This is a genomic window from Actinoallomurus sp. NPDC052274, from assembly GCF_040679475.1.
GTDB lineage: Bacteria > Actinomycetota > Actinomycetes > Streptosporangiales > Streptosporangiaceae > Actinoallomurus > Actinoallomurus liliacearum.
Window position 1 is genome coordinate 18,482 of record NZ_JBFAUT010000008.1, and the last position, 21,143, is coordinate 39,624.

Here is a 21,143-nt window from a genome sequence, read left to right on the forward strand (position 1 = left end):
CCGTGGTCAGCCGACGGAGAGGGCGACGTTGATGATCACGCCGATGACGAGGACGATGAGCAGGATCCAGGGCCATACCCGGCGTTCCTTGGGCGGCGTCCACTCAGTGCGGTCGGAGCGGCCGTCCGTGTGCTTTCTTTCGTTCACAGTGACTCCTTCGGGTGGGATCGCAGGGCGATTCGGGCCGGGACGAGAATGGAGAGGGTTCCGAGCAGGGACGCACCGCCCGTGATCGCCACGTACAGCAACGGCGGCAGGTAGGGCATGGGGTTGCCGGTGAGGCCGTAGCTGATCGTGGCCAGGGGCAGCAGCGGCACGGCGGTCCCGGTGGCGACGGCGATCACGGCGACCAGCACGGCTTCGGCGCGCATCATCCGCATGATCTGGCGGTGGGTGGCACCGACGAGGCGGAGCAGGGCGAACTCGCGGGTTCGTTCGGTGACGGACAGGACGAGGGCGTTCGCGACGGCCACGGCGATGTAACCGAAGATCATCAGGAGTGGCAGGGCGCTGGTGAGGATGGCGCCGGTCTGTTGTGATCGCTGCGCCGCCGCGATGCCGTCGCGGTCGTGGACGGTGAGGCCGGGGTATCGTCGTTCGAGTTCGCCGAGTGCGGTGCCAGGGCGGGCGCGGACGAGGATCGTCTCGTCGATTCGGCGGGTGGTGTGGGGCAGCAGGTCCGAATGGGGCAGCGTGATGTCGCCGAAGCCCGCTCCGCGGCGGTAGACGGCGATGACGCGTGGGGTGACGGGTGTGCCGTCGCCGAGGTAGAGCCGGACGGTGGAACCGACGCGGGCGCCGAGAGTGCCCGCGGCGGCTCGGCTGATCGCGACCGTTCCGCCGGCGAGGTCACCGATGTTCCCGGACAGCACGCCGAGGTCGAGTGTGCGGTCGAGTCCACGCGGATCGATGCCCTGTGCCTGGTACTCGAAGACCTCCGGGTCGCCCAGCATGGTGATCGCCGCGTAGATGGTGGAGTGGACGATCGGTGTCGCCGCCAGCACGCCGGGAGTGTTCCGGGCCGCCTCGAGGGCATCGGGAGGCACCCCTCCGGCCCGCGCGAGTGTCCGGTCGGCGAGGACCCCGCGGGTCGCGTCCCGGTGGGCGGCGGCGGCCATGGTCGTGGGCAGACCGAGCTGGATCAGGGCGAAGCCGACGATGAGGATCATCGGTGAGATCGCCGCCGCCAGCCGTCGCGACGAGGCCCGCGCGCCGGCCGCCGCGAGGTATCCGGGCGTGCCGAATGAGCGTCGCAGCGGTACGGCCAGCAGCCGGGTCATGGCCTTGACGACGGGCGGGCCGAGCAGGACCACGGCGATGATCATGATGAGCCCGCCCGATCCGGCCCCCGCCACCGCGAACACGCTTCCGAAGAACAGAGGCAGCAGGGAGGCGGCGCCGCCGATCAGCAGGAGTCCCAGGCCGGCCGCGACACGGGCACCGCCGGTGCTGCGGCGTTCCAACGCGGCTTCGCCGAGCGCCTCGACGGGGCGGACACGTACGGCGCGGCGGCTCGCGGCCCACGCGGCGAGTTCGGCGACGCCGACGCAGACCCCCAGTGCGACCAGTGCGGGCAGCGGACCGGCCGAGAACGCGTAGTCGGCGGGGATCAGACCGACGGCGCCCAAAGCGCTCTTCAACGCGAACGCCACGACGACACCCGGGAGCCAGCCGAGTGCCGCCGCCACGAGCGACACGACGAGCATTTCAGCCGCGATCATCTTGCTGATCTGGCGTGGAGTGGCCGCGATGGCACGCAGCAACGCGATCTCGCGCCGCCGGCGGTGGAAGGTGAGGGCGAGCGTGCCGGCGACGACCAGTACCGTGACGAGGATGATCGTGCCGGTGAGCGCTCCGGCCATCTCTTGCAGGTCGCTGCGGGCCCGCCGTACGTCGGGGAACTCGACGCGGCTGCGTGCCGCGCCCGTGGTGACGTTCGCCCGGGTGCCGCGCAGTGCTCTGCCGATGCGTGCGGCGAGATCCCCGGTGTCGGTATGCGGCGCGGTCAGCACACCGATGGCATCGACGGTTCCCGGACGACCGGCGAACCGTTCGGCCTCGGCGTCGGAGAAGAACAGGGCCGGGTGCCGGTCCGCGCCGTGTCGCGCCGTGACCCCGCTCACCTGGTAGGTCGCCGGTGCGCCGCCCGCCATGATCTGGACCCGGTCACCGGCCGTCACGTGGGCCCGGCGGGCGAGGACCGCGTCGAGCACGACCTCCCCGGCGGAGGCCGGCGGGCGCCCGATGGCTGGCGTGAGGGGAGTCAGGGCCGCCGAGGCCCAGCCGTGTCCGAGTGACCCGTCCCCAGCGTTGACGGGTTTCCCCTTCCGGTCGATGACCTCGGCGGGGAAGCTCACGTCGCCGATCGCCGTACGCACGCCTTGGACGTGCGCCACCCGGTCCACGAGGGCGGTGGGCAGGGCGGCCCGCTCGGTCAGCGGCTTGTGCTTCGTCTTGCCGCCCCGCGTCACCGCGACGTTCGTCGGTCCGCCGACGACGACCGCCGCGCCCGCGTACCGCTGGGGCGCGACACCGGCGCTCAGCCCCGACTGCAGAATGATCCCGCAGGCGGTGATCAGGGTCGAAGCGCCGACCAGGGCGACGAACGCGCCCATGAGCCCGCCGCGGTGCGCCCGGATCATCTTCCAGGCCAGGTCCAGCACGGTCACCACTCCCCGAGGCGGGTCATCGCGGCGGCCACACGTTCGGGAGACGGCGCGTCCAGGTGCCCGGCCAGTCGTCCGTCGGCCAGGAACACGACGCGCCGGGCGTAGGACGCGGCAACCGGATCGTGGGTCACCATCACCACGGTCTGGCCGAGATCGTCCACAAGGTGCTGGAGAAGAGTCAGCACCTGGCGTCCGGACCGGGTGTCCAGCGCGCCGGTCGGCTCGTCGGCGAAGACCACGTCCGGTCTCGTGATCAGCGCCCGGGCGACCGCGACACGTTGTCGTTGACCGCCGGACAGCTCCGCGGGGCGATGGCGTCGCCGGTCGGCCAGTCCTACCCGCTCGAGGATCTCCGCCAGCCACCGCCGGTCGGTGGGCCGGTCCGCCAGCCGCAGCGGAAGCGTGATGTTGTCCGCGACGTCGAGCGCCTCGATCAGGTTGTAGGCCTGAAAGACGAAGCCGATCCGTTCCCGGCGCAACGCGGTCAGCCCGGTCTCATCCAGGTCCGACAGGTCCGTCTCTCCGAGCAGCACCTCACCGGCGGTGGGACGGTCGAGGCCCGCGGCGCAGTTGAGGAACGTGCTCTTACCCGAGCCCGACGGTCCCATGATCGCGATGAAGTCGCCGCGCGCGACGGCGTACGTGACGCCCGCCAGGGCGGTGACCGCTCCGTCGCCGCGGCCGTAGACCTTTCGTACGTCTCGCATCCGCACGGCGGCCACGTTCTCCTCGTGCATCGGCGTCGCCGACGCGTCGCTCCTCATCCGCCCTCCCCGTTGAAACCTCGACCACCTGCATGAACGTACGGTTCGGGGGACGGGCCCGGACAGCCGATGGGCGGGTGTCTTCCGGGTACGGCCCGTGGGGGGACCGAGGGTGGAGTCGGCACCACCCTGGACTCGGCGGCGAGAATGAACCGGTGATCAGCATCGACGGTTGGCGATCGGCCTCGTGGTGGCCGGTGACCGCGAAGTCCATCCGATCCACGACGCGGTACCTGTTCGTCGGTTTCGGGACCGGCATGCTGGCGCTGTTCGCCCTGATCGGCCTCCTGGTGGTCGGGGCGTTGTCGCTGATCGGCATCGGCCTGCCCGCGCTGCCGGCAGCGGTGGCCGGGGTACGGCGTCTGGCCGGAACCGAACGGCGCCGCGCCGCCGCGTTCCTGGGCACCCCTGTACCCGATCAGTACCGGAGCCTGGACGGGGGCTTCACGACACGGCTGCGAAGCGTGCTGGGCGATCCGGCGACCGGCCGTGACCTGGCCTGGCTCGCGATCCACGGCCTCACCGGGACGGTGGGCGGCTATCTCGCGCTCGGCCTGCCGCTCGCCGCGCTCAACGCCGCGACGATGCCACTGTGGTGGTGGGCCGTACCGGGCAGCGCGCCGTCCGTCATCGGGCTCCCGGTCGACTCATGGCCGGCGGCGCTGACCACGCCGTTCGTCGCCGTCGGCTACGCGGCTCTCGGCCTGGTCGTGCTACCTCGCCTCGCCCGCCTCGACGCGCGGATGAGCCGGGCCCTGCTGCGGCCCACCGACCGGGTACGGCTGAGCGAACGGGTCACCGAACTCACCGCCACGCGCGCGGCGGCGCTCGAGGCGCACGCGGCCGAACTCCGGCGTCTCGAACGCGACCTGCACGATGGAACACAGAACCGCCTGGTGGCCGTCGTGATGCATCTGGGCATCCTGGATCGGGCCCTGCAATCCGCACCGGAAAGCCAGCGCGCACTCGCGGCACGAGCCCAAGAGGCCGCCGGTGACGCACTGACCCACATGCGCCAGGTCGTCCGCGCCATCTACCCTCCCATCCTCGACGAACGTGGCCTGGACGGCGCCGTGGCGGCGCTCGCCGCGCACTGCCCGATCCCCTGTGTCGTGGAGAGCGCCGATGTTCCGCGTGCCCCGGCGGCCGTGGAAGCGGCGGCGTACTTCTCGATCGCAGAGGCGCTGACCAACGTCGCCAAGCACAGCGGAGCCCGGCAGGCCGTCATACGGCTGACCGGACGCGACGGGACACTGGTCATCGAGGTGACCGACGACGGCCGCGGCGGCGCCGACGAGCGAGGCGGCAGCGGGCTGGCCGGCATCCGTCGCCGGGTCGATGCCCTCGACGGCCATACGGAACTCATCAGCCCGCCCGGCGGGCCGACCGCACTACGAGTGGAGCTGCCATGCGGGTCGTGATCACCGAGGACGACGCGCTGCTGCGCGAAGGCCTGGTCCTGCTGCTGGAGACCGAGGGCATCGACGTGGCCGCCGCGGTGGACAACGCCGACGACCTGCTGGCGATCATCGCCGGGGACCGCCCCGACGCGCTCGTCATGGACGTTCGGCTGCCGCCGGACCATCGTGACGAAGGGCTGCGCGCCGCGGTGGAGGCGCGCCGGATCCACCCGGGCCTGCCGGTGCTCGTCCTGTCCGCGCACGTCGAGGACAGTCATGCCGCCGACCTCCTGTCCGACGGCGGCGCCGGTGTCGGCTACCTCCTCAAGGAACGGGTCGGCAAGGTCGCCGAGTTCGTCGATGCGCTGCGCCGGGTCGCCGATGGCGGCACCGTCATGGACCCCGAGGTGATCGCCCAACTGCTGGTCCGCCGAAAGGCCGACGATCCGCTGCGCGCCCTCACCCCCCGCGAACGCGAGGTGCTGTCTCTCATGGCCGAGGGACACGCCAACGCGGAAATCGCCGAGCACCTTTCCATCAGCCATGGCTCGGTGAACAAGCACATCGGCAACATCTTCGACAAGCTCGGTCTGTACCCCGATGGCAGCGGCCACCGCCGGGTACTCGCCGTCCTGACGTACCTCAGCGCTTAAGGCCTGTCTCAAAGCCCCGCTGTCCTACTGCGGCTTTGAGACAGGTTCTGGGAGACAACGATCCGGAACAGGTTCACGAATCGCGGTCGGCTCAGCGGCTGAGCAGGGATTCGACCTTGAACCAGAGAACGTGCAGGAAGGCGGACGGACCGTCGATCGGCTCATAGTCCCAGGCCGGCGGAGTAAGCGTCCAGAAAAGCCAGGAGGCCGTCACGATGAGAAGGACGATCAGCCCGGTCCACACCGCCTTCCTGGAATACCAAGGTGGCGTTTTACGGCGCCTGGTCCCCCTACGAGGCGGCGCCGTTGCCCGCCGTCCGACCGTTGTCGGCTCGGCCGGCGCCGGTGCCGTCCCGGCCACCTTCGCCCGCTCGGCGTCCGCCGCTGGGCGATGTGTCGGGGAGGAGTGGCGTCGTTTCCCTGCTGACCGAGGCGTCGCCGATTTCGGGTTCGTGGACGGTGATCGGCCCGAGTCGGGCACCGGCCGGTCCGCCGAGAAGCGGCCATCCGCAACACCGGCGTCCGCGGCGGCGGCCGGCCATGCCGCCGGACCGTCCTGGCCGACCGGAGCGAGCGCAGTGGGAGGCACGGGCGGATCGCTGCGGACCCGGCGCGCCCAGCTCGCGATCTGCGTCGCCGACGGGCGGTCGTGTGGATCGCGGGCGAGAGCCGCTTTGACCTGCGTCTTCAGGTGCGGTGGAACGCCATCGATGTCGGGTTCGCCGGAGATGGCGCGGGCGAGGAGGGCCTGCAGCGATCCGGTGCCGAACGGCGGCCGGCCGGTCGCCGCGAAGGCGACCGTCGCGCCCCAGCCGTAGACGTCCATCGCCGGGCCGGGCGGGTTGCCGCCGAGGACCTCGGGTCCCAGGTAGCCGGGCGTGCCGATGAACATGCCGGTCTGGGTGAGGCGGGTGGAGTCGGCCGCGTGTGCGATACCGAAGTCGATCAAAACGGGGTCGCCGTCGACGAGCATGACGTTGTTCGGCTTGACGTCGCGGTGAACGATCCCCGCCTCGTGGATGGCGATGAGCGCTTCGGCCAGGCCCGCCGACAGCCGTACCAGCAGGTCGCTGTGTAGTGGCCCGACCGCCTGGACGACGGTGTCGAGCGGCTGGCCGTCGATGAAGCGGGTCACGATGTACGGGCGTTCCGCCATGACGTCCGCGTCCACCACCTCCGCGACGCGTGGACTGCGCACGCGGCGCATGGCATCGACCTCGCGGGCCAGCCGCCTGCGGAAGGCGGCGTCCTCGGCCAGCTCGGGCTTCAGCAGCTTCAGCGCGAAGTCGTGGCCGTCCGCGTCGGTCGCCCGGTAGACGACGCCCATCCCGCCCTTGCCGAGCGCTGCCACCAGGCGATATCCGCCGACCCGCTGCACCGCGGAGTCCTCCATGAGCATGTTCCGACTTCCTTGATCGATTGCGTGCAGCTTAGACCGGCGTCTGGTCAGGCGGTACCTCTCGGTGATTGCATGCGACGGTTCGCGTGACGGGGCGCGTGGCCGCCCGGTGCCGGGCGGCCACGCGGATCGCACCCGCGGCGCGTCTTTGACTCCGGCGGACCCCCCGAAAGCCCGGCTCCAGATTCTTTCCGTCAGTGGTTATACGACTCGGCCTCAGCGAAGGTTGTTCGGAGTCCCGAGAAAAATGATCAAAGCGGGGAAGCGCTCACCGCTCCGGAGGCGTCGCGCCCACCGCGGGAAGAAGGTGAGCCTCCTCGTAGGCGAAGTGGTCCTCCAGGCCGGTGACCACGCGGTCGAGTTCGGCGCGGAACCGTACGACGTCGTCGCCGGACGGCGCCTCCCGCAGCAGGGCCTCGAAGTCCGCCAGGGCCTTCTCCACCACGTGGTGCTCGGCGCGCAGCCGTTCGATGACGGGAACCAGGTGCGGGAACTCGTCCTCGAAGGCGGAGAACGCGCCGTTCTCGCGGGTGTGGTGTAGCTGCAGGCCGTGGCAGAAGGTCAGGCAGTGGCCGCGCAGTTGGGCGGTCAGGTCCGCCGGAACGGCGGGGGCGACGGGCCCCGGCTCGCCGGTGAGGAGGTCGTCGAGCCGTGCCCGTACGTCGCGCAGGTGGGCGCGGAGTTCGTCGTGGTGGTGGACCAGTTGCTCGCCGATCAGCCGGGCGCGCGTCGTGTCGGCGGCCAGGTCGAGGAGGTGCAGGGCCACCACGGGGATCTTCCGGGGGGTCTGCTCCTGGTACTGACGGAACGCCGGGTTGACGGCGCACTGGCGTTCGTACCAGTGGTCCCGCTCGTCGCCGTCGAGGATCACGGCGCGGGCGGCGAAGGGGCGGACGTGGCCCTTCTCGGTGCCGATCTCGATGGTCGCCTGCGGGCTGACCAGGAGGTTCTCGTACCAGTCGGGCTGCTGCGGCCGACCGGCGTTGGAGCCGAACACGAGGTACCGGTCGCCGTCGCGCAGGTGGACGACGGGGGTGGTGTGCGGCCTGCCCGTCTTCCGGCCGGCCGTGGTCAGCAGCAGGAGCGGGACGCCGTCGAACATCCCGCCGACCTTTCCGTTGTTCGCGCGGAACTCCCTGATGATCGGGATGTTCGGGTTCGTGTCCGAGGGTGTCGCGTTCATGGGTGATACCTCCGCGGGTGAGAGTCGGGCCCGGATGGATGAGGATCGGCCGCTGTCGCCTGCGGCGACGGCCGCTGCGGCCGAGCGGCGGTGAAGTGCGAACGTCCGGCGGGCAGGATCAGGGTGGCGGGCGCCGCCAGCAGGTAGAGTCCGGTGACGACCAGCAGGCCGATGGCGGCCGACCGGACGGGCGGATGACCGCCGTCGAGCAGGCCGAAGTAGACGGTCCCGATCAGCGCCACGCCTGAGGCGGCACCGATCTGGAGTGCGGTGTTCACCAGCCCCGCGGCCGAGCCCACATGCCGGCCCGGCGTCTTGGCCAGGACCGTGGCGATCAGGCCCACGCCGACCGCGGCCGGAACCAGCGTCACGGCGGTGTGCATCGGGGAGAATCCGACGGTGCTCTGTGCGGAGCATGGACAGTACCTGCGGCACCATCAGCGAAGGCGGACGCGCCCTGCGCGATCCGGGTGACCACCAGCATCGCCGGGCCGGTGGCCAGGCCGGTGAGCACTGAGGTGACGACGAAGGCCGCGAGTCCGCCCTGGAAGACCCTCAGGCGGCCGTAGCGGTCACCGAGCCGGGAGGAGGTGATCATCCCGGCGGCGAAGGCGAGGGTGTAGCCCGCCATGGTCCACTCGAGCTGGGCGGAGGACGCGTGGAGCTCGCCGCGCAGTGACGGGAGCGCGACCTGCAGCACCGTGCCGTCGATGAGGTCCATGACCGTGGCGGCCATGGTCACGACCAGGGCCGCCCACCGGCGCGGGTCGTACTCGTCGGGCGAGGGGCGTGGAGCGGGCACGGGCGACCCCTTCCGGGTACGGTGAAGCGACGAAGAGAAGGCTTTGCTTTAAAAGCAAAAATAATTTGATCGCAAACGTATAGGGATGATCTCGGGGATGTCAACGGAGCAACTCCCAGAGCCCGGCCTGCGCGCGGACGAGGCGGTACGGGCCATGCTGTTGCTGATGCCTCGGCTGGCCGCCAGGCTCAAGCGCACACCGATCCCCGAGCGGCTCCGCTCCTTCAACCTGGCGCCCAGGCACCTGTCCCTGTTGTCGTCCCTGCTGTTCGACGGGCCCATGGCGGTCGGCGAGCTCGCCTCCCGGCTGCAGGTCGCCCCGACCACGGTCAGCCTGATGGTCAGCGACCTGACCAAGCAGGGCGTCCTGGTCCGGCGTTCGGATCCGGCCGACGCCCGGCGTACGATCGTCGACCTCACCGAGGACGCGGAGACCCGTGCCGCGATCGAGAGCTGGCTCGCCGGCGGGGCCAAGGCCTGGCGCGCGGCGTTCGACCCGCTGTCCCCGGACGAGCGCGCGATGTTCGTCCGCACCATCGAGACGTACGAGCGCCTGACCGGCTCCGCCGACTGACCCGGGATTTGACCTTCAAGCCGCTCGAAGGCGCACGATGTCCGGCATGGACGACACCGAAGCGCTGGCCGGCATCGGGACCTTCGCCCGCCGCGTGGGACTGACGCCGAGCGCCCTGCGGTTCTACGACGACTGCGGCATCCTTCGGCCCGCCCACGTGGACGGCGCGACCGGCTACCGGTACTACGCCCCGGACCAGGAGCCGCGCGCCGTCCTCGTACGACGGCTCCGCGAGGCCGGGCTGCCGCTGGTCGACGCGTCGGTGGTGCTCGACGGCGATCCCGAGGAGGCCCGCGCGGTGCTGGCGGCGCACGCGCGCCGGACCCGGGACACCGCCGCGGCGACCCAGGCCGCGATCGACGGCCTCCTGCGCGATCTCTCCGGGGACGGGGAGAGGGCGGCGGCCCGCGTCGGCGGGGCGGAGCTGGCCGGCGCGGTCCGGCAGGTGACGCCGTCGGTCGCCCGCGACGCCGTACGGGAGGAGTTCCCCGTGCTGGGGTGCGTGCTCGTCGAGCTCACCGACCAGGAGGTACGGCTGGTGGCGACCGACCGCTACCGGCTCGCCGTGCGAGGGTTGCGCCCCGGCGACATCACCGGCGTCCCGCGTGACCTGCTGGTCGACGCCGACACGATGAAGGAGCTCGCATCGTGGGCCGTACGCCTGCCGGAGGTCGTCATCGAGATCGACGACCAGGGCGCCCGCGTCCACGGCGGCGGCGAGCAGCGGTCGCTTCCCACCGCCGGGGGGACGTTCCCCGACTATCGGATCGTCCTGGACGACCTCCCGGCCGCCCGGCACCGGCTGATCGCGGATCGCGACGCCCTCCGTACGGTGCTCGCCGACCACGAGGGCGGACCGGCCACCCTCCGGACCGACGAACGGCACCGTCTCCTCGTGTCCTGCGGGACGGCCGAGACCGAGGTCCCCGCGATCGACACGGGACCACCGGTGCGGATCGCCTTCGCCCCTGAGGTGCTCCTACCGGCGGTCGAGGCGAGCGTGGGCCCCGACGTGCTGCTGGAGATCTCTTCGATCACGCGCCCGGTCGTCGTCCGCTCCGCGGACCAGGGCGGTTTCACCACCCTCGTCATGCCCGTCCTCGGCTGAAGGAGAGAGATGGATCCCGCGAACCCGGTCGTACGGCTGTGCTCCGAGGGCATGCGCGCGGAGGCCGAGGGCAGGCCGGCCGACGCGCGCGACCTCTTCCAGCAGGCTTGGGGGGCGGCGACCGACGACTACGAGGCCTGCGTCGCGGCGCACTACCTGGCCCGCCATCAGCCGACCCCCGAGGACACGTTCCACTGGAACCGCGAATGTCTCACCCGAGCCGACCGGGTCGGTGACGAACGCGTCCGCGGCTTCTACCCGTCCCTGCACCTCAACCTGGCCACGGCGTACCGCGACCTCGACCGGCTCGAGGAGGCGCGAGCCCACTTCGAACGCGCCGCCGCGTGCCTCGACGACGTCCCGGCCGGCCAGTACGGCGACTGGAACCGCTTCGCCGTCGCGGAGGGCCTGCGCTCGACCGGCGGCCTGGCGCGTCGCCCCGCCGACGACCTCCTGGCGGACCTGCTGTCCGGGCTCTGCGCCCGCCGGGACCTCAAGGCGCTCGGCCTCATCCTGCCCGCCTACCTGAGCGACCTCGGCACCGACGACGATCGGGCCCGCCTCGCGACGGCACTGCACATGGTGCACGCCGCCCGCTGGCTCCCGGAGGAGGACCAGACCGCACTCGGCCGAGCGATCACCGTCCTCGACCCGGCCTGACGAGCCCACCGGCCGGTTGTGAAAGCCAGGACCGGCCGGCTTGCCAGGCGCACGGCCGGCAGGCGACACGCCCGGGGTACGACACGGAGATCGGCTCGCCGATGCTTAGCGTAACTATTTTAGTGCGGAGGGTAACGTCGCCCGTGAAGTCGATCTACGAGGAGATCCCTCACGGCAGAGCGGGAGTTCAATGCAGATGTCACAGCGATCCAGATCCGCACTCACCGCGTCGGCCTGTGCCCTGTCGGCGCTGCTGGCCGCGGGCGCGCAGGTGGCGGCCGGCGTCGATGCGCACGCCGCCGCCGGGGCACGGCACGCGGTCACCCGGACGGTCTACGCGCCGTGTGTCCGGCACGGGCAGGCGAACTACCCCGTGGAGTACTACTGGAAGAACCTCATCGGGATGCGGCTGGGTCGCGGGTCGGTGTCGGTCACCACCTCCCCATCCTTGTGGGGTGGGCAGATCGCACCGGGCAGCACCTTCACCGTCACGCTGAGGCACCAAACGGCCCAGTGGCCGTGGGTGGTCTCCCAGTACCGCACCACGTGGGACCTGTCGTCGCTGCTGGCCAGCGCCGACGTCGTCGGCCAGTCGGGGGCCGGCTCCATCAGCGGCACCACCCTGACGATCCCCTCACCGGGCGGCAAGGCCGACGCGCCCCCGCAGGTCATCACCTTCCGGGTCAGGCAAGGCACCATCGGGCGCAGCATGACCATCCGGCCGGTCGGGATCTGGAGCAACAACTCCGCTCCGGGTCAGCTCGGCAACAACGCGCCCGCTCCACCGATCCAGATCGTGAACGGGCAGTCGATCTCGCCCACCAACGCCGCCGACGACACCGCCACCACGCAGGGCAAGGCCGTCAGCGTGCCCGTCCTGGCCAACGACACCGGAAACGCACCGACGATCACCGGCGTCACCCAGCCCAAGGCGGGCACCGCGACGATCTCCGGTAGCAACATCGTCTACACACCCGCTCCGGGCTTCGTCGGCACCGACACCTTCACCTACACCATCACCACCGACTGCGGAACCAGCACCGCCAAGGTCACCGTCGCCGTTCCCTGCACCGACGCACCGGTCCACCTGGTCAACGGCAGCTTCGAAGCGCCACCGGTGACCGGGTACCAGCTGCTCCCCGACGCCTCGACCAATCCGAGCATCGGCTGGCACACCACCGCCACCGACCACCTGCTGGAGTTCTGGCGTTCCGGCTTCCAGGGGGTCCCGGCGGCCGACGGGCAGCAGTTCGCCGAACTCAACGCCAACCAGGTCTCCACGCTGTACCAGGACCTGCCGACCGTGCCGGGAACACGGCTGACCTGGTCGCTGTACCACCGAGGCCGCCTGGGCACCGACGTGATGCGGGTGCTCATCGGCGCCCCCGGCTCGACCGTGGCGCAGACCCCGACCGGGGCCTCCTCCCCGGACATCTCCGACGGCAACACCGCCTGGGGCCACTACACCGGGGTGTACGTCGTCCCGCCGGGACAGACCGTCACACGTTTCTCCTTCGAGTCGGTGTCGGCCGCAGGTGGACAGCCGAACCTCGGCAACTTCATCGACGGCGTGACCTTCGAAACGCCGGCCTGCCCGCCCACGGCCAAGACCGCCACGAAGGCGAGCTGATCGCCGGGCGATAGGAGCACCACGCCAAGGCGGCCTCCGTCTCCCTCCGCGCGGCCCACAGCCACGGAGGGAATGACGGAGGCCGCCGAGTCGTACCGCGACCTTGACCGGCCGCTCCTGGGGCAGGCGTCGGCGTTCCGTGTACTGCCGCGAGAAAACGTGTCACCCCAGTAGACGCCCAGGAGAGGCGAGCGGCCACTCCGGCGTGCTATTTGAGACGCTTGCCCGGTATGTGCCAGGTGAGGCCGTACCGAATGCTCGGAGAAGCTCCGCGCGCGGTGCTGATCTGCGAGCTTTGGCCCCTTCCCAGACCGCAGTTACCGAGCCTTCCGTACGCATCGACGAGTGCTCATCACCCCCGACGCGGCCTGACGAGGCCGCCGGCCGCAGGTCCCTCACCCCCTGCGACCGGGGCCTCGCGCCCCGACCTGAATCGGCCGGGACATCTGGGTGGGAGCGCGTGCGCGTGACAGGCGGGCGTGGAACTCGCCCGGTCTCGGTTCGCGCGGTCGGCGCTCATGGCGATCGCTACAACGGGTTCCCCTGCTGCCGTACGCGTGCCCGACTCCCGACAATGGCGGCCTGCTGCACCTCGCCCATCCGCTGAACGAGCCGATATGCCGACGCGTCATCGATCACCAGAACCTCTGGGGTGACGGCCGAAAAGGCGGAGAACGCCCGCCGCCAAGGCGGCCTCCGTCTCACTCCGTGCGGCACACGGCCGCGGAGGGAACGGTGGAGGGCCGCCGAGTCGTCACGAATACCCTCCGCGCACGGGTCGGTGCCGGTAACGCTGCCCGGGCGAAAGGATCGTGCATAGCGGAGCATCCTGCTCCTGGGCAAGGCGTTGCGTCCCGCGCTGTCTACTGGCAGAAGAGAACGTCTTCTTTTGGTAGACCCCTGGGGGAGACAAGTCGCTCCGGAATGCAATTTGGGGTGCTTGTCCGTCGTGTTCCCAGGCCGGGGCGTGCCGAATGCTCGGAGAAGCTCCGCCTGCAGTGCCGATCTGTACGCTTTGGCCCCTTTTCCCGTCGCAGTTACCGAGCCTTCCGTACGCATCGACGCGTGTTCATCACCCCCGACGCAGCCTGACGAGGCCGACGGCCGTAGGTCCCTCACCTCCCACGACCGACGGCCACGCGCCCCGACCTGACTCAAAGGCGCTGTTGCTTCCGGCCTTCGTCCTGGTAGTGGAGCTCCAGGCTCTTTCTTGCCGCCTGCGGGTACCTGCGTACGAGGCGGTCGAGTTGCAGTAACTCGCAGGCCGACGTCATGGCCGGTAGGCCGAGACGGTCGATGGCGTTGTAGAACGCGGCGATCGATTCCCGAAGCTGCTTCGCGAACGGGTCCTCTGAGATCGTCACGATCGTGAGTCGAGCGGAACGGAGACGACTTTGGTGATCATTGCTACGGCCTTGTCGATCTCGTCTGCGGCGCAGATTGGTTTGTCCCATGACCACCACCAGTGAAGGCGTTCGGTGGTGTCCGGCTTGATGGTGACGACCTCGGCGAGGTGGTTGCTGGTGTTCGGAGCGTGCACGTAGACGCGTGTCGGTCCATGCTGCTCCGCCTCCAGACCGACCGACCGCCCGGCATGCCTTCGTGAGCCGTTCGGTCAGTACGTGAACGTCTTCCGCTTCGTTCGCCCTGCTCGCTGACATCTGGATATGCCTCCATCGGAATCGGCGGTGGATTTCCAGAGTCGCGTACCACGATTAGGCTTGGAAGGTCTGGCGAGAGTGAAAGGGCCTACGCGGATCTCCTTCAGTCGATTACGAGGGATTACAAGATCATGGTGGGAAATGGCATGTCGGCACGGCAGTTCCTTGCTAGAGAGATCAGGCTTGCCCGTGAGACCAAACGGATAAGTCGGGCTGCGTTGGGCAAAGCGCTTTTCGTGTCCGGCGAGTTGGTGGCGGCTTGGGAGACCGGCCGATCGATCCCACGGCCTGAGCACCTCGCCTCCATGATCGGCCTCTTGGACTTCCGGCCGGAGATCGTCAGTCGCCTGCTAGACGAGTAGTTCCGAAGGCGTGCCGGTGTGCGGGCATGAAGAGAGGGCGTTCAAGATCATGTTGTGACGCAAGACCTGAACACCCTCCTGACCGCACTGTACGTGAAGATCGATGACGAGTTGGAAGGTGTGCGATGGCTGGGCAGGCCACCGAAACTGACCGACTCCGAACTCATCTGCCTGGCCGTCGCCCAAGTACTGCTGGGCTTCCATTCCGAAGCCCGCTGGCTGCGCTTCGCCCGGACCCATCTGTCCGGGATGTTCCCCTACCTGCCCAAACGGCCCGGCTACAACAAACGCCTGCGGGCAGCGCTGCCGCTGGTCAAACAAGCGATCCAGGCGCTGGCCGCCGACACCGCGTTCTGGTTCGACAACGTCTGGATCACCGATTCCACCCCGGTCGAATGCGGGCGCTCGCGGCCGACGGTGATGCGCTCGAACCTGGCCGGGTGGGCGAACTACGGCTACTGCCGCTCGCACTCGCGGTTCTACTGGGGCCTGCGCCTGTTCCTGGTCGCCACCCCGGCCGGGATGCCGATCACCTGGGCGCTGGCCAGCCCGAAGATCGACGAACGCGACGTGCTGACCGCGATGCTGGACCGCGACCCGCACCTGGCCACCGACCGCCCCGGCCTGCTTTTGATCGCCGACAAGGGTTTCGCCTCCCGGCGACTCGAGGCCGACCTGGCGATGCGCGGGATCACGTTGTTGCGGCCGTCCTTCAAACGCGAGAAATCCCGGCCGGGCGAACCGCTGCTGAAGTCGGTCCGGCAGCTGATCGAGTCGGTCAACGACACCCTCAAAGGCCAGCTCGGCCTGGAACAACACGGAGGGCGGACCTTCGAGGGCGTCGCCGTCCGCATCGCCCAGCGCATCCTGGCGATGGCCACCGCGATCTGGCACAACCACCACACCGGCGCACCGGTCACCAGATCACTGACCGCCTTCGATCACTGACCACATCGGAACTACTCGTCTAGAGGATCTGGTGAGCGGTGAAGTCTCCCCGGAGTGGACGGGGAAGTGGCTCGCCGTCGAGGCGAAGGCCAACACGCTGCTCTCCTTTGAGCATTCGATCGTGCCGGGGCTGTTGCAGACGGAGGACTATACGCGCGCGGTTCTCCGGCACAACCACCACTCTCCGATCGACGTAGAAGCGCAGGTGCAGGAACGGTTGCGACGCCAGAGCGCCGTACTCGAGCGTGCCGATCCGCCGATGGCCGTCTTCGTCCTCGACGAACAAGTCCTGCTGAGGTCGGTCGGAGGTCCAAAGGTAATGAGAGATCAACTTGAGCGCCTGATACAGGTGTCGATGCGACCCAAGGTGATCGTTCATATCATTCCCGCTGGTGAAGCCGGTTACCACCCTGGGCTTGCCGGAGCCTTCATGATCGCGAGGTTCGATGGGATGGAGGTTGCCTACCAGGACGGAACATTGAAAGGGCACGTCTTTGAAGACGTCGATCAAGTGTCCGCGATGTCGCAAGTCTGGGAGAATATCCGAGCAGTTGCGCTTCCTCAGGCAGCTTCAGTTGAGCTGATAGCGAAGGCAGTAGAGCGATGGACAGCGTGATTTGGTGGAAGTCGTCCCGTAGTAGCTCGAACGGGGAGAACTGCGTCGAGGTGGCTGTGGTTGGTGAAGGACGGACGAGCGGCCGCGCGCAGCGCGACGCCTGAGGTCGCTGCCGGGCTGGTCAGGGGCGGGTGGTGTGGTGGGCGACGATGCGGGCCAGGAGATGGGTCAGTTGCTCGCGTTCGGGGGCTGAGAGCGGGGCGAGCAGGGCGTCCTGGATCTCGACCAGCACGGCGGTCAGGTCCTCGAGGTGGTCGGCGCCGGCCGGAGTGAGCGTGACGATGTTGCGCCGACGGTCGGCGGGGTCGGGCGAGCGTTCGATCAGGCCCTTGGCGGCGAGCTCGTTGAGTGCCGCGACGACGTCGCTGCGGTCGATGCTCGTGCAGCGGCCGAGCGTGGCCTGGCTGGCCGGGCCGAACTCCTGGAGCGCGGCGAGCAGCCGGTAGTGGTAGCCCCGGGCGTCGGCGGCGGCGAACCGCTCGGTCAGGATTCGGTGACCGTGCATCGCGGCCTGGCCGAGCAGCCAGCTGGGGGTGCCCTTCAGGCGCGTGGGCGTCGTGTCGTCGACCGGCATGGCCGCAGTCTAACCGTTGGCGGGGCCCACGATTCTGTGTATCGTTGGCCGTGCCAATGTTGGAACTGCCAACGAATGAGGTAAGTCATGGAACGGAACGACCACGCCCTGCTCTCCGACCTGGTCAATCGTCTGGGCCTCTGGCTGGACGAGAAACGGTTCGACGAGGCGCGTACGGTCTTCACCGAGGACGCGACGGCCGACACGCTGGGCGGCTCGGTGCAGGGGATCGACGCGCTCGCCGCGCAGGCGCGACGGTCGCACCCGGCCGACGTGGCGACCCAGCACTTCATCACCAACCCCCTCATCGAGGTGGACGGCGACCGCGCCACCATCGACGCCAACCTGCTCGTCGTCTTCGCGTCCTCGACGGACCGGCGCGTCCTCGGCGAGCGGTACCGGCTCGAGGCCGCCCGTACGCCCGACGGCTGGCGGATCCGCCGGGTCGCGGCCCGGAAGATCTGGGACACGGCCTCGGCCTGACCGCGGTTGACCTTGACGTTACGTCAACTCCTATCGTCGGAGCCGTGGCCGGAACGCCCGGCCGCACCGGTGGATGGGACGGTCATGGCCTGGTCGATCGCTCAGGTGGCCCGCATGTCGGGGATCACCTCGCGGACCCTCCGGCACTACGACGAGATCGCCCTGCTCACCCCGGCGTACGTCGGGGACAACGGCTACCGCTACTACGAGCAGGAGCAGTTGCTGCGGCTGCAGCAGATCCTCGTCCTCCGGGAGCTGGGGGTCGGGTTGGCCGAGATCGCGGAGGCGATCGACTCGGAGCCGAGCACGGTCGCGGCGCTGCGCCGCCACCACGCCCGCCTGCTGGCCGAGCGTCAGCGGCTCGGCGTGCTCGCCGACACCGTGGCCCGCACCATCGCCGAACTCGAGGGAGAAGGAGGTGACACCGTGTCGCCGAAGATCAACCGACCGGAGAACCTGTTCGCCGGGTTGGACTCCGCGCAGTACGACGACGAGGCCCGTGAGCGCTGGCCGGAGCAGTACGAGCAGAGCCGGCAGGCCGTGAACGAGTTCACGCCGGAGGAGGTGGAGGCCTGGCAGCGGGACCTGACCGCGCAGATGGTCCGGATGGCCGAGCTGAAGGTCGCGGGCGCGGCGCCCGACGACCCGGTCGTCCTGGACGAGGTGGACTGGAACTACCGCGCGGTCAGCCGGTTCTGGCAGCCGGACGCGTGCGCGTTCACCAAGCTCGGGGAGATGTACGTGAACGACCCGAGGTTCCGCGAGAACTACGAGAAGATCACCGCGGGTCTGGCCGAGTTCCAGCGTGACGCGATGGCCGCGTACGCCCGCGCCCGGCTGAGCTGAGCAGGCCGCCCGGAGGAGCTGCAGATCCTCCGGGACGCGGCGCGCCGGATCGGCCGCCGGAAAATGAGGTGCCGTCCCCCGCCTCCCCTGTTAGTGTCCGGCCGCATCGGCGTCGGAGCGGACGCCGTCGTCCGAACGAGTCAGGGGGCTTGCGATGCGCCAGTGGTCAGAGGTCATCACGACGGAAGATCACTCGGCGGCATTGAGGACGACACTCCATGACGACCCTGAACCTGGGGGTGCTCGCGCATGTTGACGCGGGCAAGACGACGCTCACCGAGCGGCTGCTGTTCGACGCGGGGGTAATCGACGAGCCCGGCAGCGTCGACCGGGGCACGACCCAGACCGACTCCATGGAGCTGGAGCGGCGGCGCGGCATCACCATCCGGTCGGCGGTGGTGTCGTTCACCATCGACGACCTGAAGGTCAACCTGATCGACACTCCCGGCCACTCCGACTTCGTCTCCGAGGTCGAACGCGCGGTACGGGTCCTGGACGGCGCGGTGCTGGTCCTGTCGGCCGTCGAGGGCGTTCAGGTGCAGACCAGAATCCTCATGCGGGTGCTGACCAGGCTGCGCATCCCCACCCTGATCTTCGTGAACAAGGTCGATCGGACCGGCGCCAGGGACGACGACCTGCTGGCGGAGATCACGCGCCGGCTGACGCCCGGCGCCGTGCCGATGAGCACGGTCACCGGCCTGGGTACCCGGGACGCCGCCGTACGGCCGTACGCCCCGGCGGATCCGCCGCACCTCGAACGGGTGGCGGAGGTGCTGGCCGACGGCGACGACTCGTTCCTGGCCGCCTACGTCCGCGCCGACGGCCGGGTCGACGCGGCGGACTGCCGGCGACGGCTGGTCGAGCGGACCGGCCGGGCGGCGGCGCATCCGGTGTTCTTCGGTTCGGCCGTGACGGGCGTGGGCGTCGCCGATCTGGTCCGCGGCATCCGCGCGTTCCTCCCGCCGGCCGGCGGCGGCCGGGACGAACCGCTCTCCGGCACCGTGTTCAAGATCGAGCATGACTCCTCCGGCCGGAAGACCGTGTACGCGCGGCTCCGTACCGGGTCCGTCGGCGTCCGGGAGCACGTCGCCGTGCACCGCCGCGTCGGCGGACGGTCGGACGCCGCCGGGTGGGAGGAGCGGCCGGGGAAGATCACCGCGCTGGAGGTGTTCGACCAGGGCGGGGCGGTGCCGGCGGACCGGGCGGGCGCGGGCGACATCGTGCGGCTCTGGGGGCTGAAGGACGTCGGGATCGGCGACCGGCTCGCCCATCCCGGAGATCCATGCGGTGGTCCCGGAGACGAGCCGGACGAGGCGCAGTTCGCGCCGCCGAGCCTCGAGACCGTCGTCCGCAGCGTGCGCCCGTCCGACGGCCCGCTGCTGCACGCCGCGCTGCAGCGGCTCGCCGAACAGGACCCGCTGGTCGGCGTCCGCTTCGACGACCGGAGCCGCGAGCTCTCCGTGCTCTTGTACGGGGAGGTGCAGAAGGAGGTGCTGAAGGCACAGCTCGAGGAGCAGGAGGGCATCGCCGTCGCGTTCGCGGAGACGCGGGTCGTCTACCTCGAACGGCCGGCCGGCGTCGGTACGGCGGTCCACGAGATCGACCGGCACGGCGACCATGAGGTGTGGGCGACCGCCGGCCTGCGGATCGAGCCCGCCGCGGCGGGCGCCGGAGTGCGGTACCGCCTCGAGGTCGAGCCGGGATCGCTGCCCGCGGCGTTCCACACCGCAATCGAGGACAGCGTGCGCGCCGCCCTGCTGCGCGGGCCGTACGGCTGGGAGGTCACGGACTGCGTGGTCACGCTGACGCACTCGGGCTACGCGAGCCCGGTCACCACCGCCGGTGACTTCCGGACGCTGGCGTCCCGGCTCGTGGAGCGGGCGCTGCGCCGGGCCGGAACCCACGTGTACGAGCCGGTCGTCCGTTTCGAACTGGAGGTGCCGTCCGACGTCGTCAGCGGGGTGCTGGCCACGCTCGCGGAGCTGGCCGGGACCCCGCAGGACCTGGCCGTTCGATCCGACATCACGTACGTGACCGGTGTGCTCCCCCTCGGGCGGGTGCACGAGCTCGGGCGGCGGCTGCCGGGGCAGACCCGAGGGGAGGGGGTGTTCCTGTCGGAGTTCGCCGGGCATCGCCGCGTCGCGGGGACGCCGCCGCGCCGGGCGAGTCCGGTCACCGTCACCGGGTGATCGGGCGGCGGGTCCGCGCCCGCTTCAGCTCGAAGAAACCGTCGGTGCCCGCCACCAGGAGTACGCCGTCCCACAGCCGCCCGGCCTCCTCACCGCGCGGGATGGGGCTGACGACCGGCCCGAAGAAGGCGATCCGCTCGCCGTTCGGGCCGGGTACGTGGATCGCCGGCGTGCCGAGGTCCTCCCCGACCGGGTCCAGGCCCGCGTGCTGGCTCTCACGCAGGGCCTCGTCGTAGTCGGTGACGTCGGCCGCGTCGGCGAGCTCCGCGGGCAGGCCCACCTCGGCCAGCGCGTCGAGGTACAGCGGGCGGCCGACCGGGGCCTTGTCGTGGTGGATCCGGGTGCCGAGCGCGGTGTACAGGTCGCGCAGCACCTCGCCGCCGTACTTCTGCTCGGCCGCGATCGCCACGCGCACCGGGCCCCACGTGTCCCGCAGCCACTCCGCGTACCACTCCTCGAGGCCCTCGCGGCCGTCGTTGAGCATCGCCAGGCTCATGACGTGGAAGCGCACGCGGACGTCACGCACCTTCTCCACTTCGAGCAGCCAGCGGGAGGCGATCCACGCCCACGGGCACTTGGGGTCGAACCACATCTCAGCATCGATCACGCCGTCAGCGTAGGG

General features: G+C 70.2%; 24 protein-coding genes. 13 read left to right on the forward strand and 11 right to left on the reverse strand.

What is annotated here, in order from left to right; genetic code table 11:
* Positions 1–6 precede the first annotated feature (6 nt).
* Genes AB0K82_RS09320 through AB0K82_RS09330 form a run of 3 tightly spaced genes read right to left on the reverse strand, consistent with a single transcriptional unit; the run spans position 7 to position 3,433 of the window.
* The gene (locus AB0K82_RS09320) at positions 7–147 is read right to left on the reverse strand and encodes a hypothetical protein (protein ID WP_364394685.1); all 141 of its coding nucleotides are present in this window, start codon (positions 145–147) and stop codon (positions 7–9) included.
* Positions 144–2,669, reverse strand: a complete 2,526-nt coding sequence (locus AB0K82_RS09325) for an FtsX-like permease family protein (protein ID WP_364394687.1) — start codon at positions 2,667–2,669, stop codon at positions 144–146. Before AB0K82_RS09325 ends, AB0K82_RS09320 begins: the two co-directional genes overlap by 4 nt.
* Positions 2,666–3,433: an ABC transporter ATP-binding protein gene (locus AB0K82_RS09330; RefSeq protein WP_364394689.1), complete on the reverse strand. Its 768-nt coding sequence runs from the start codon at positions 3,431–3,433 to the stop codon at positions 2,666–2,668. Before AB0K82_RS09330 ends, AB0K82_RS09325 begins: the two co-directional genes overlap by 4 nt.
* Before the next feature lie 155 nt (positions 3,434–3,588).
* Here AB0K82_RS09330 and AB0K82_RS09335 point away from each other — a divergent pair, with 155 nt between their 5' ends.
* Positions 3,589–4,854: a sensor domain-containing protein gene (locus AB0K82_RS09335; RefSeq protein ID WP_364394691.1), complete on the forward strand. Its 1,266-nt coding sequence runs from the start codon at positions 3,589–3,591 to the stop codon at positions 4,852–4,854.
* A complete protein-coding gene (locus AB0K82_RS09340; RefSeq protein WP_364394693.1) occupies positions 4,842–5,486 on the forward strand; it encodes a response regulator transcription factor in 645 nt (214 codons plus the stop codon). The genes AB0K82_RS09335 and AB0K82_RS09340 overlap by 13 nt, the downstream gene beginning before the upstream one ends.
* 91 nt (positions 5,487–5,577) lie before the next feature.
* On the opposite strand, the gene AB0K82_RS09345 is transcribed toward AB0K82_RS09340, so the two are convergent.
* The 4 genes from AB0K82_RS09345 to AB0K82_RS09360 all read right to left on the reverse strand — a co-directional run bounded on the left by AB0K82_RS09345 (position 5,578) and on the right by AB0K82_RS09360 (position 8,870).
* A complete protein-coding gene (locus tag AB0K82_RS09345; RefSeq protein WP_364394695.1) occupies positions 5,578–6,885 on the reverse strand; it encodes a protein kinase in 1,308 nt (435 codons plus the stop codon).
* A 268-nt stretch (positions 6,886–7,153) separates the two neighbouring features.
* Entirely contained in the window at positions 7,154–8,068 is a 915-nt protein-coding gene (locus AB0K82_RS09350) for a nitroreductase/quinone reductase family protein (RefSeq protein WP_364394697.1), read from the reverse strand.
* The gene (locus AB0K82_RS09355; RefSeq protein WP_364394699.1) at positions 8,065–8,439 is read right to left on the reverse strand and encodes a hypothetical protein; all 375 of its coding nucleotides are present in this window, start codon (positions 8,437–8,439) and stop codon (positions 8,065–8,067) included. The genes AB0K82_RS09350 and AB0K82_RS09355 overlap by 4 nt, the downstream gene beginning before the upstream one ends.
* Positions 8,436–8,870, reverse strand: a complete 435-nt coding sequence (locus AB0K82_RS09360) for an MFS transporter (protein ID WP_364394701.1) — start codon at positions 8,868–8,870, stop codon at positions 8,436–8,438. Before AB0K82_RS09360 ends, AB0K82_RS09355 begins: the two co-directional genes overlap by 4 nt.
* A 97-nt stretch (positions 8,871–8,967) precedes the next feature.
* Here AB0K82_RS09360 and AB0K82_RS09365 point away from each other — a divergent pair, with 97 nt between their 5' ends.
* The 4 genes from AB0K82_RS09365 (at position 8,968) to AB0K82_RS09380 (ending at position 12,842) form a co-directional block, all read left to right on the forward strand.
* A complete protein-coding gene (locus tag AB0K82_RS09365; RefSeq protein WP_345366180.1) occupies positions 8,968–9,444 on the forward strand; it encodes a MarR family transcriptional regulator in 477 nt (158 codons plus the stop codon).
* A 46-nt stretch (positions 9,445–9,490) separates the two neighbouring features.
* Entirely contained in the window at positions 9,491–10,552 is a 1,062-nt protein-coding gene (locus AB0K82_RS09370; RefSeq protein WP_364394703.1) for a MerR family transcriptional regulator, read from the forward strand.
* Between the two features lie 9 nt (positions 10,553–10,561).
* A complete protein-coding gene (locus tag AB0K82_RS09375) occupies positions 10,562–11,212 on the forward strand; it encodes a hypothetical protein (RefSeq protein ID WP_364394705.1) in 651 nt (216 codons plus the stop codon).
* A gap of 196 nt (positions 11,213–11,408) precedes the next feature.
* Positions 11,409–12,842 carry an Ig-like domain-containing protein gene (locus AB0K82_RS09380; RefSeq protein WP_364394707.1) on the forward strand — a complete coding sequence of 478 codons (1,434 nt, stop codon included), beginning with the start codon at positions 11,409–11,411 and terminating at the stop codon, positions 12,840–12,842.
* A gap of 1,154 nt (positions 12,843–13,996) precedes the next feature.
* Here AB0K82_RS09380 and AB0K82_RS09385 read toward each other — a convergent pair.
* Both AB0K82_RS09385 and AB0K82_RS09390 read right to left on the reverse strand, forming a co-directional pair.
* Positions 13,997–14,206, reverse strand: a complete 210-nt coding sequence (locus AB0K82_RS09385; protein WP_364394709.1) for a hypothetical protein — start codon at positions 14,204–14,206, stop codon at positions 13,997–13,999.
* Complete coding sequence (locus AB0K82_RS09390) at positions 14,203–14,382, reverse strand: hypothetical protein (protein WP_364394710.1); 180 nt, start codon at positions 14,380–14,382, stop codon at positions 14,203–14,205. The genes AB0K82_RS09385 and AB0K82_RS09390 overlap by 4 nt, the downstream gene beginning before the upstream one ends.
* 267 nt (positions 14,383–14,649) lie before the next feature.
* Between AB0K82_RS09390 and AB0K82_RS09395 the strand changes: the two genes are divergently transcribed.
* The 4 genes from AB0K82_RS09395 to AB0K82_RS09410 are packed head-to-tail and all read left to right on the forward strand — an operon-like array spanning position 14,650 to position 16,533.
* Positions 14,650–14,865 carry a helix-turn-helix transcriptional regulator gene (locus tag AB0K82_RS09395; protein ID WP_364394711.1) on the forward strand — a complete coding sequence of 72 codons (216 nt, stop codon included), beginning with the start codon at positions 14,650–14,652 and terminating at the stop codon, positions 14,863–14,865.
* A gap of 54 nt (positions 14,866–14,919) precedes the next feature.
* Positions 14,920–15,813 carry an IS982 family transposase gene (locus AB0K82_RS09400; RefSeq protein WP_364394712.1) on the forward strand — a complete coding sequence of 298 codons (894 nt, stop codon included), beginning with the start codon at positions 14,920–14,922 and terminating at the stop codon, positions 15,811–15,813.
* Between the two features lie 31 nt (positions 15,814–15,844).
* Positions 15,845–16,429 (forward strand): DUF5753 domain-containing protein, encoded by a 585-nt coding sequence (locus tag AB0K82_RS09405; protein WP_364394714.1) that lies wholly within the window; start codon positions 15,845–15,847, stop codon positions 16,427–16,429.
* Positions 16,417–16,533: a DUF397 domain-containing protein gene (locus tag AB0K82_RS09410; RefSeq protein WP_364394716.1), complete on the forward strand. Its 117-nt coding sequence runs from the start codon at positions 16,417–16,419 to the stop codon at positions 16,531–16,533. The genes AB0K82_RS09405 and AB0K82_RS09410 overlap by 13 nt, the downstream gene beginning before the upstream one ends.
* A gap of 17 nt (positions 16,534–16,550) precedes the next feature.
* On the opposite strand, the gene AB0K82_RS09415 is transcribed toward AB0K82_RS09410, so the two are convergent.
* A complete protein-coding gene (locus tag AB0K82_RS09415; protein ID WP_364394718.1) occupies positions 16,551–17,003 on the reverse strand; it encodes a MarR family transcriptional regulator in 453 nt (150 codons plus the stop codon).
* Between the two features lie 87 nt (positions 17,004–17,090).
* Here AB0K82_RS09415 and AB0K82_RS09420 point away from each other — a divergent pair, with 87 nt between their 5' ends.
* The 3 genes from AB0K82_RS09420 to AB0K82_RS09430 all read left to right on the forward strand — a co-directional run bounded on the left by AB0K82_RS09420 (position 17,091) and on the right by AB0K82_RS09430 (position 20,521).
* Positions 17,091–17,486 (forward strand): nuclear transport factor 2 family protein, encoded by a 396-nt coding sequence (locus AB0K82_RS09420; protein ID WP_364394720.1) that lies wholly within the window; start codon positions 17,091–17,093, stop codon positions 17,484–17,486.
* Between the two features lie 84 nt (positions 17,487–17,570).
* Positions 17,571–18,332: a MerR family transcriptional regulator gene (locus tag AB0K82_RS09425; RefSeq protein WP_364394722.1), complete on the forward strand. Its 762-nt coding sequence runs from the start codon at positions 17,571–17,573 to the stop codon at positions 18,330–18,332.
* A 218-nt stretch (positions 18,333–18,550) separates the two neighbouring features.
* Positions 18,551–20,521, forward strand: coding sequence for a translation factor GTPase family protein (locus AB0K82_RS09430; RefSeq protein ID WP_364394724.1), 1,971 nt, complete (start codon positions 18,551–18,553; stop codon positions 20,519–20,521).
* On the opposite strand, the gene AB0K82_RS09435 is transcribed toward AB0K82_RS09430, so the two are convergent.
* Positions 20,511–21,113: a disulfide bond formation protein DsbA gene (locus tag AB0K82_RS09435; RefSeq protein WP_364395046.1), complete on the reverse strand. Its 603-nt coding sequence runs from the start codon at positions 21,111–21,113 to the stop codon at positions 20,511–20,513. The two genes, AB0K82_RS09430 and AB0K82_RS09435, sit on opposite strands and share 11 nt — an antisense overlap.
* Between the last annotated feature and the right edge of the window lie 30 nt (positions 21,114–21,143).

Coding starts and splice junctions, on each gene's coding strand:
- AB0K82_RS09435 (WP_364395046.1), bottom strand. CDS start 21,113: ATGTGGTTCGACCCCAAGTGCCCGTGGGCGTGGATCGCCTCCCGCTGG.
- AB0K82_RS09395 (WP_364394711.1), top strand. CDS start 14,650: ATGTCGGCACGGCAGTTCCTTGCTAGAGAGATCAGGCTTGCCCGTGAG.
- AB0K82_RS09345 (WP_364394695.1), bottom strand. CDS start 6,885: ATGCTCATGGAGGACTCCGCGGTGCAGCGGGTCGGCGGATATCGCCTG.
- AB0K82_RS09430 (WP_364394724.1), top strand. CDS start 18,551: ATGACGACCCTGAACCTGGGGGTGCTCGCGCATGTTGACGCGGGCAAG.
- AB0K82_RS09350 (WP_364394697.1), bottom strand. CDS start 8,068: ATGAACGCGACACCCTCGGACACGAACCCGAACATCCCGATCATCAGG.
- AB0K82_RS09415 (WP_364394718.1), bottom strand. CDS start 17,003: ATGCCGGTCGACGACACGACGCCCACGCGCCTGAAGGGCACCCCCAGC.
- AB0K82_RS09370 (WP_364394703.1), top strand. CDS start 9,491: ATGGACGACACCGAAGCGCTGGCCGGCATCGGGACCTTCGCCCGCCGC.
- AB0K82_RS09410 (WP_364394716.1), top strand. CDS start 16,417: ATGGACAGCGTGATTTGGTGGAAGTCGTCCCGTAGTAGCTCGAACGGG.
- AB0K82_RS09375 (WP_364394705.1), top strand. CDS start 10,562: ATGGATCCCGCGAACCCGGTCGTACGGCTGTGCTCCGAGGGCATGCGC.
- AB0K82_RS09330 (WP_364394689.1), bottom strand. CDS start 3,433: ATGAGGAGCGACGCGTCGGCGACGCCGATGCACGAGGAGAACGTGGCC.
- AB0K82_RS09425 (WP_364394722.1), top strand. CDS start 17,571: ATGGCCTGGTCGATCGCTCAGGTGGCCCGCATGTCGGGGATCACCTCG.
- AB0K82_RS09340 (WP_364394693.1), top strand. CDS start 4,842: ATGCGGGTCGTGATCACCGAGGACGACGCGCTGCTGCGCGAAGGCCTG.
- AB0K82_RS09365 (WP_345366180.1), top strand. CDS start 8,968: ATGTCAACGGAGCAACTCCCAGAGCCCGGCCTGCGCGCGGACGAGGCG.
- AB0K82_RS09380 (WP_364394707.1), top strand. CDS start 11,409: ATGTCACAGCGATCCAGATCCGCACTCACCGCGTCGGCCTGTGCCCTG.
- AB0K82_RS09420 (WP_364394720.1), top strand. CDS start 17,091: ATGGAACGGAACGACCACGCCCTGCTCTCCGACCTGGTCAATCGTCTG.